The organism is Bartonella eidoli (assembly GCF_036576145.1).
Lineage (GTDB): Bacteria > Pseudomonadota > Alphaproteobacteria > Rhizobiales > Rhizobiaceae > Bartonella.
On sequence record NZ_JBAFWX010000003.1, the window covers coordinates 1 to 10,000 of the forward strand.

Genomic DNA, 10,000 nt, shown 5'->3' on the forward strand with positions numbered 1-10,000 from the left:
GGATGTAGTAATGAAAGAGTAGAGAGACTTAATGAATTATTGTTCAATATGAATAAAAGATCAAAATAGCAAAAAATTAAGCAATTTTACTATACAATCCAAAAACGAAATAAAGAAATAGAACCAAAATGAATTCATAAGATATGAAAATAATTGATCTTCTAAAATGAAATACTACAACACAGCAAAAGGATTATATTGTCAATGTAAACTTTGGGTTTCCGCGATAGCATCTTTCATAGCTAAAAACTGTTCCATTGCAAGTTCAACCCATTTTTCTCTTGCAACATTCATCAGAAGATAAGAGTATTTCGTCGTAAATTGCAGTAAGCAAACCCTTAGCACACAAGTCATTATTTCTGACTTCAAGATATTTCTTGCAACATCGTACTGGTCTTGGCTAATGCCTGATGCCCTTGTCTATATCCAAATAAAAAAGCCTCCCTGATAAATGCCAGGGAAGAGACTATTAACTTCTTCCATAGTAAAACCCAAATGCTTAGCACGCATTTTTATAGAATCATCACCCAAGGCAAGATCAGAAGTTTGACAATTCTTCTCTTACATTGGACAATCTCATTTTTGAACTTAAAATGGGGATAAAAAGCAATTTTCTATATAAAAAAGCTTATTTGCAAAAATACTCTATCTCAACTCTGAAATACGCATAATTTTTTATCTTGTAAAGTTATCATAAATGCAGCTTTCATTCAGTACATTTTCAAAATTAGGAAGAGAAAGAACCTAAGAAGGATTATAGCGACCTTCCAATACGCTGACGAAGCTCTAAAAAGCAAAAACATGATCTATAAGATAAGCTAATGCCGGGAATTTCACTTACAATATAAACCAAGAGAAAACAATTATCGATCTACGATCTGAGACTTTAGCATCACCCGTTCTGTTCCCAAAATTCAAATTGAAAAGAGACGGTAAAGATTTGAGCACAAGAGCATATATGATCAAATATTCAAAAGACAAATATGTTCTCTTTTATCTTTTTTATAAGCAGAAACTCCTAAGTCTAATCCCATAAAATCAAAAAGCCTAAGGCCTCATACTCTAACCTTATTGACCGCTTCTACTCTAATGTGGCGGAGAGGAAGAGATTCGAACTCTCGAGAGCCTTTTGAGCCCTACTCCCTTAGCAGGGGAGCGCCTTCGACCACTCGGCCACCTCTCCAAGAAGGGTGAATAAACGGTATCAACAGAAAGTTCAAGACATTTTCTCTTTTTTTTTCTTATATTTAGAAATTTTTCTTTTGTATTTACAAAATAAATCAAAATCTAACATGTGAAATTGTGTTTTTTTTATCACATTGTATTTAATAGTGCATGAATATCATCAAAAAAGACAATTTCGTATTTGTATATCTTTAAAAGGCCAGTATAGGCAGAGTAACGAGTATTGCGTATTTTTGTCTTTTAATAAATTGGCCAAAAATATTGAACTGCAATTAGACTACCTTTACTGGAGACACCATTATGAATATTAAATCTTTCTTTCTCAGCTCTACAGCAGCTTTTGTAGTAATTTCTGGAGCACAAGCAGCTCCAACAGTTACCACAAAGTCAGAACCTGCAAAGTATGTTCGTGTTTGTGATGCATATGGTAAAGGATATTTTTATATCCCTGGAACAGAAACCTGCATACGTTTATCAGGAAGTGTCCGAGCTGATGTAGAAGGTGGTGATAACATCGATGCAAAAACCGATGCAGATTTAGAAAATAGTAAAAAAACCTATGGTGTATCTACACGATTAACGGTTGTTTTTCAAACCGCTTCTGAAACAGAGTTAGGAACACTGCGTTCATATGCACGTTTCTACTCACAGTGGAGTAATGGTAAAGATTCGGCTTATGCAAAACTTTCAGCAGCTTATCTTGAACTTGGTGGTTTTCGCGTAGGTCTTGACGATACAATTTTCAACAGTTGGACTGGTGGTTATGGTAACGTTCTAAACGATGACAGTATAGCACCTGCAGGTGTTACACGCACTAATTTTATTTCCTACACTTTTAATGACGAAAGTGGCTTTTCCGCTATTATTGGAGCTGAGCTAGGAAATGCTTCAGGCAATAATAAAGATGACTCATTTTTCATCAAAAATGACAAAATATCTTCTATTAATGCTGATGACCTTCCCCCTCTGAGTAAACAAACTAAAGATTATACTTCTAATTTAATTTTTGGTATAAAATTTATCCAAAAATGGGGTGGTTTTTCAACAGTTGCTGCTTATGACGCTTATTACAAAAAATGGGCGGGTAAGTTACGCTTAGATTTCAATGTCAATAATGATTTAAACCTCTGGGTCATGGGAGGCTATAAAAATAATGTTGATTACTACGCATCAATAATAGAAGATGAAACCAAAAATGAACGGTTTCTTTCACGAAAAAATACCACAATCTATGCAAATTGGGGCGGTAAATGGGCTGCATGGGGCGGTGCAACTTATAAAATTAATTCACAAGCAAATTTGAATGCTCAAATTTCTTATAGTGCTGTAAAAACCTTTGCAACTTCTGTAAATGTCTCATACACGTTGGTTCCAGGACTCGTAATTACACCTGAGCTGACTTATATTTCTTGGAACGATGATCGTATTCTCAACGGCAGCGAAGGCAATACAGTTTATAAACATTCTCTGAATGGGAAAAGTGCTTTGCAAGCTATGATTCGTATCCAACGTTCATTCTAATTCTCTTGAACAAAGATTTTAGACTGGCAATTTATGTTGCCAGTTTTTTTATTTTCAATAACCTATAAAACGAATTACAATAATACAAAGAATGATAAAGAAAACTATTCAAAAATTTTGTTTATATAACAAATAATAATGAAAATTATCCCTCTCAATAACTTCCTGCTAAACATTATATTTAATTAGAAAAGTTAAAAACAAACGCTATTGTTCTTTAAATAGGAACACAACAGATTAAAAAATTATTACATAATAATTAGCTAGTTAGCTTTAAAATATCTATAAAATGATCTAAAAAAGTATAATAAGGACATAGTGTACTCTCATTATATTTTTAGCAATACACTGGCTTTTCTTCTATTATCGAGCTTTTTCTGCGTATCAATAATATAAAAAAATATAAACAACCATTTATCTTTTTAGTATCCAATCTTATAAAACATATAAGTGGATTATAATGTACTCTCTTTCATAAACGCCTAACTGCTGGATACTCTTCATTCATAGTCTTCTTCTTTTGCAATGCTTTTTTAACAATAGACATACCACAATAAAAAACACACTTTCAAATTACTGCTATGAACCACTGTTGCTTTTCCGCTAACGCTTTCCAGACCTGCATTATGATTAAATCAAAGATAAGCCTTCTCTTAGAGAATAACTATTATTGCAAATAAAATCAAAAAACACTAATCCTCCCCCCAATATACATTCTGATCTCTCCATATTTCAATGAAGGATAAGCTGAGTTAATTTGAGGGAAAATATTTATCTACCAACGCATAAATGATTGCAGCAGTTTCAACATCCAGAATTCCATCATAATTTTCTTGACGAAAATGAAGCTGAAATGCCCTAATTAAATTCTTATATCCACTTTCAGTACATGCAATCGAAATATCGTATCCATAACATCCCAATTTACCTAAAACATCCATCGTATCTGGAAAAATTTTAGAAAACTCCTCTTGATAATAATCCTTTAGGCTATCATCATACCATGCCCCTACACCTGCCTCATAAAGCTCTTTCCATGGAAATGCTGCACCTGGATCACTCTTTCGTCCAACCGCAATATCGCTATGGCCAACAACATCGACTGGCATAATATCCGGATACCGCTGAAGAATATTCAACGCAAGCTCTTTAACTGCATCAATTTGTATTGGATTATAAGGAGGAAATACAAATCCTTCATTATCATAAGTAACTACATCAACGGTTTTAATCGGAGGAACTGAACCACTCATGCCATCATCTTCAGCCAAACAAACAATATCATTTTGTAACTCGGGCTTATCGATATCAACCGGATTGAACATGCGCACATCCTTCAAAGCAGATTCAACATAAGTCTCTTCTGAAGAAGAAGAATGACCAGTCGCTAGATTAACTATTTCAATTCCAATGGACGTATCATTCAAATTACTGCGTCCAGCCCATGAACTGACACCAGCATGCCAAGCCCTTTCATTCTCATCAACAAGATTAAAAATACGCATATCCTGAAACCCTGCCTCAATATAGGTTTTGTCAGTAGGATCAGGAACAAGATAATGAGAACTAACCTTATCTCCTGTAAGCGCTATAACCGATTCTTTAAAATTAATTGCCGTATAATGCATAACGAGAAAACGAACACGACGATTAAAGCTCTTGACAGAGCGATAGCTATTATAATCAATCTGATACATAAAAATCTTTCCTTTTTATCTAATTCTCAATTAATATCATCATATATCAAGGATACACAAAAACAGCGTTAGCACTATTTTGAAAGCTCTCGCATTACTACATTCTGACATCCAAATATCAAAATTCGCAATTTCACGCCAAACAGGATATTGATAAACTATCAAAGCGATTATCAATAATGAGTATAAGCACTAATTTTACAGCTTCCACACACAACAAAAGTGGCCTTGAGAATATTTAAGAGCTTCAGAGAATTACTTCCTTTCTTGGATAAAGGCTTAAAAGATTGAAATAAGAAAAATAAATAAAATGTAACGAAACAGATGATCAAAATATCAACTTGCCTTTATAAACAAAAAACAGCTTCTCTTCTTAACAATCTAAGTAACCCGTAACCGCACTCACACATATGCAGCACAACATCCAATCGACTTTACAATGATATCAATTTAAAAACGTGTTTATGACAAATTTACGACAATTTAGTGATCAAACTTGATAGTCACTCGGTTTTCATTGAAATAGAGCTTTTATCTTAATGCTGTAGAAAGTAGAGTAACTCAAGTAATCGAGTTTTTTCTTAACTTACCAATGGCTATAATCTATCCTGCAAAAAAGCCTTTTTCTACAGTATTTACAAAAATCTTTTGATTTAAAATATTTTAGAATTTTCGTTTCTAATGTAAATAAAAATCTCTTTCTTCAGAATTTCGGTTTTACTCTTAGTATTTAAAACCTTAAATAAAAATTTAAATTCAATCATATTCGTTATAAATTTTTTTGTAACTTTTATCTCCATATAAAAATGGCTAAAATGAAAGTATATAGACTATATAACCTCTTACAACTGATTGAATATAAAACGCTTGCATTTATAAATTGCTAGAACTATACTAACCTTTTCTTATATAATACGCTAAATTATGAAAGAACTATTTAAGAGATAAAACTATAAACGCATAAAAATACTTTATATGATTGGAATATTTTGTAAAATTTCATCAGAAACTTTACAATTTAATAACTTGTAATCAACTTCAAAAATTATAATATGTTGTTATCCACATTTTATAAAGAAAAATATTCCTTTTCTCAAATAAACTCGTACTACCTTCTATCTTACCTGAACATGAATTTATCCATAAGATACAATCCAATGGGTACTATAGTAAAATCAGATTCTATACTATTATTACTGTTAATGCCCAGAACAAAAGACTTTGATACAGTGACTCTGAATCTAATGATTTTAAAACTATTTTCGATAATTTAACATGAAGTCGCTAAAACTTCTTCCAAAAAAACTTATATAATATTTAAAATAGCAACCATATCTCATACAATAGAATATTTTTGTAGCCTTTATACTTTTCATCAATTTTTATTTTACAAAATATTTTAAAATTAACCAATCTGCATATTCACGTAAGACTACATCTAAAAATGGTCTTGTATATGAAAAAACGATATGATTTTCCTTATAACCTTCAACTCTTACAGTCATTTTAGCACGACCAAGACTTTTGTCCTGTTGTTTTAATATTTTCAAAGAAGGAGATAAATCAACATAAGCTTTAACTTGCGGAATATCTTCTGTCCTTTTTTCCATTGGTTGAAAATACTCTGCAAGCAGTGGATCATTCGTAGACCAACAAACGATTACCTCCTCCTTCGCTAATTGTTCGCGAGCAGTGGTAATCTCTTTACCAACTAAATAAGGGGCAAAATGATTTTCAAATTTTTTAATTAAATGTGGGGCTAAAGGTATAGACGATTGACCGGTAAGTTGTACAATAACATAAGGACTTCTCCATAAAAAATGCCGCTCAAATGCCTCATTTGCAAAATAGCGATCAACCCAACTAGCAATTTTACTTTCACCAATTCCAATTAAAGTCCATGCATATTGAACGCGTTGCACAGTAGAATAATCTATTTTTTCTAAATAATCCTCTAAAAGAGGAAGGGCTTGTGTAGGCGGACCAGGAAGAACCACCAGAGAACTGCCATCACAAGAAAGATAAAAACCAGGTGCTGTCCCAGTAGGATTATCAAGAACTTTTGCTATCTCAGGAAATAATGCTTGACGAGCATTATTGTTATCTGGAATAACACCTAACCGTCGTAATTGACCTTTTATCGTTTGCCAAACAACTTCATTATGAACCAATGGCTGCTGCACAGCTTGAGCAATAGCGTCACGTGTCCTATCATCTGATGTAGGCCCCAATCCTCCACTAACAACGATAATATCTTCCTGCCCCAAACAAGCAATGACAGTCTCACTAATTTTTTGTAATTGATCGGCACAAACAAAGTGCCGCATCACGCGAATATTTCTTTTTTCTAAGCTTTGACTCAAATCCTGTAAATTTGTATTCAAATATTGTCCCGAAAGAAGTTCATCTCCAACAGTAATAATTGCAGCACGACAAACAGATAGAGGCTTCACACAAGAACTAAGAACAGACTCAGCCATTTGACGCGTAGTAGCTAATCCTTCCAGATCACAGGTAACAGTTCTTCCAGCACAGATCACTCGATCAACACTATCCGATAGTTGTTGCGCTTCATCCTTAAAACCTAAATGATCTAAAAGTAAAGCAGTGGTATAAAGCATAGCAGCAGGATTTGCTTTATTCTGTCCAGCAATATGCGATGCACTTCCATGAACAGGCTTAAAACAAGCAATTTTATTTCCCACATTTGCACTGGGTGCAAGCCATACTCCTCCCATTACTCCAACAGCAAAATCAGAAAGAATATTGCCGAACATATTTTCAGTAACAATCACCTCAAAACGCTCTGGTTCAGTTGCAATCCATAAAGCAATTGCATCAACACTGTGAATCTCTGCTTCTATTTCTGGATAATTTTGAGCAACTTGTTCAAAAACTTTTTGAGAAAATTGACCATTTTCCCTTATAATATCCAGCTTATTAGCCAAAGTAACCCGCTTAAAATTATGAGACCGTGCATAAGAAAAAGAATATTCAAATAACCGCTCTAAACCAAAACGTGTCTGTAAATGAACCGTCCATGCGGCCTCATCAATACCATATTTTTCCAAATTAGAATGTTTTAGCCATGTTTCCTTTTCATGAGTTAGAGCGCAAAAATCTAACCCAGTATACAAATGCTCAGTATTTTCTCTGATAATACAAAAGTTAAATGGTTTCTTTGGACCAGTTATGTATCTTATAGGCCGTATATTAGCAAACAAATCTAATTTCTGACGAAGTTGAATAATGGGAGAAATATACGTGGAACCATCTTCTCTTAAATGTGGTGCAAATTCTTTTAAAGCCTCTTCCTTCCCTTTACTGGTCACAGAACCAAGTAAAATAGCATCACTTTCAGTAATTTTTTTCCAAGTCGCTTGAGGAATAACATCTCCTTCCTGTTTCCAACACTCCCAACCAATATCACCATAGATTAACTCGATAGGTAACTTGAACTGATTTAAGACCATCAAAGCAGCATCACATACTTCCGGCCCTACCCCATCACCAGGCAATACAAGAACCTTCTTTTTCATAATTCATTGATCCATTGACTGATCAAGACTGTACACACCATAAAACAAATTATTCCCACGGTTGCATACTTATATAAAAGAGCACCTTATGCTTGCATTTTAAACAATAATTGTAAATTTTATTGTCTGAAGTTCCCAACTGAAACTTTTTTCTAAAAAAAAATAAAAGCTCTCTAATACGCTTGATACCCTCATTCAAAACACTTAACTCTAACAAAGACTAAAAATGCTTTTTTTTATAGGTTTAATTGTTATCTTTATGTAAAGATCATAATTTTTGTTAGAATCTCTTCTCAAAAACTTTAACACATTAGACAAAAATATCTAATATTTCCAAAATTTCTAAAAACATTCTTTTCCAATAAAGTCAGAAAACATTCAACGTTTTATCGCACAAGATATCTAGATACAGCAAGTAAGCTTATACATTTGAAAGCGACCTTGCTAAATTTATACTAATATTCCATAAGTAAGATCATATACTTAATAATAAGAAATCTCTTAAGCACAAACTGTAATATCAAATATTGCTATCAATAAAGTATCTATAACCAATTATCTCGAGCAGTCAGTTCCAACATAAAAAATTATAACCACCACTTAAACTTGAAGTTCAGTGTATTTGATGCACAGAGCTCTATCTTTTATAACTAGCATATAAAATATCAATAAAATTGCAGCCCTCAAACTTGTCTCCCTTCTTTATCAGTAACTTTAAAAACTACACAACACACTTTAAAGGCCTATGATAAATAAAAGAGCTGAAAATATGATATCTGTTTATCCACCCCACATATATTAATCAGTTATAAAATAACCTATTGAGCTATACGCACACACCCTTCACCTTTATTTAACTTGTATAATGACAAAAAGTAATTTGAAAAGACTTTTAAGTATAGCACATAATTAATAAAAAGATTTCATATATGAGCTAAATGTTCTTCTAAAAACCTTATTTTAAAGCTTCAAATATAACAATGCTCTTCATCATAAAGGAGACTATTGATCCCATGGAATTGAAAGACGAAGATCACCTCACATACCCAATCTTCGTTGATATCTAGTAACTATAGAAATTGTAAATGGTTAAAGAGAACCTTAACTTTCATTCAATGAAATATAAGATATTGAGAAACTTGTAATACCTGCTGTCCATTCCAATAAAAGATCAATTTATAAATAAAAGCCGCACACCTAATTGTACAGCTTTTATTATGCAACGCTTTATGCAGCAAAATTTTTTAAGTGTGTAGAGGCTCTTTATGACGACTTCTATAACCATAATAACCAAAGATACTAGAAATAACGATGCCCATTAAGCTTCCAAAAAATCCCCACCATCCAATATGAGATGCCGTTTCAGCAGCTTTATCCGCAGTATCACGAGCATCTTCTGCTAACGTATCTAATTTTTTGGACAATGTATCAGCCTGTTTTTCAATAGCTTTAATTGCCTGTTCGATTTTTACTTCTGCTTTTTGATAAACATCAATAGCATGATCAGCTGTTTTTTGTGCGTCAGAACGTGTCATCCCATTATTCACAAGCGAATTAATGATATCGTTCTTGTTAATCTTTTCAGTAATGATTTGTACATGACCAGAAAGACGATCACTAAGATTTTTAAGATGTGCACGATAATGAGAAGGATCATTTTTAAAAGCAGTTATTGTAGTTCCAATATCATTGAGAACTGCTTCATAGACTTTCTTTAAACGGTCAGGATCGAGAGCAGGAATATCACTTTTATTAAGAGCAGTATACAATTCGTTACCCAACTCATTAAAATCAACACTATGGCTGCTTTTATCATGTAAAAAATCTTCTAAATTTTCACCATTTAATTGTGGGAAAATAGCAAAAGGATCTGTTTCTGAATTGGACATAGTTTTTTGTATTACAGCACTACCACTATCCACAACCGCTTTAGCCCCTAAGTTAGCTGCACCTGAAGCCAAAAAAGCAGCCTGAATTACCATAAAAAGTATTAACAAAGCCCAAGTTAAAAAGCCATGAAATGCACCTGATGTTTCTGCAAAACGCCCAGCAATAAAA

At 33.1% G+C, this 10,000-nt stretch carries 4 protein-coding genes and 1 tRNA gene (1 of these 5 cut by a window edge); 1 reads left to right on the plus strand and 4 read right to left on the minus strand.

Features of this window, described 5'->3' with window-relative positions:
• Positions 1-1,092: 1,092 nt before the first annotated feature.
• A tRNA-Ser gene (locus V5N68_RS02620) sits at positions 1,093-1,183 on the minus strand.
• Between the two features lie 302 nt (positions 1,184-1,485).
• Here V5N68_RS02620 and V5N68_RS02625 point away from each other — a divergent pair.
• Positions 1,486-2,706, plus strand: coding sequence for a porin (locus V5N68_RS02625; protein WP_332065641.1), 1,221 nt, complete (start codon positions 1,486-1,488; stop codon positions 2,704-2,706).
• 752 nt (positions 2,707-3,458) lie between these two features.
• Here the strand turns inward: V5N68_RS02625 and V5N68_RS02630 are convergent.
• The 3 genes from V5N68_RS02630 to V5N68_RS02640 form a co-directional block, all read right to left on the minus strand.
• Entirely contained in the window at positions 3,459-4,403 is a 945-nt protein-coding gene (locus V5N68_RS02630) for an N-acetylmuramoyl-L-alanine amidase (protein WP_332065642.1), read from the minus strand.
• A gap of 1,382 nt (positions 4,404-5,785) precedes the next feature.
• Positions 5,786-7,942 (minus strand): isocitrate/isopropylmalate family dehydrogenase, encoded by a 2,157-nt coding sequence (locus V5N68_RS02635; RefSeq protein ID WP_332065643.1) that lies wholly within the window; start codon positions 7,940-7,942, stop codon positions 5,786-5,788.
• Positions 7,943-9,186: 1,244 nt separating this feature from the next.
• Positions 9,187-10,000, minus strand: partial view of a YrzE family protein gene (locus tag V5N68_RS02640; RefSeq protein ID WP_332065644.1) — the 3' portion only. The gene runs 281 nt beyond the window's last position; only the last 814 of its 1,095 coding nucleotides appear in the window; its start codon lies beyond the right edge, outside the window; it ends in the stop codon at positions 9,187-9,189.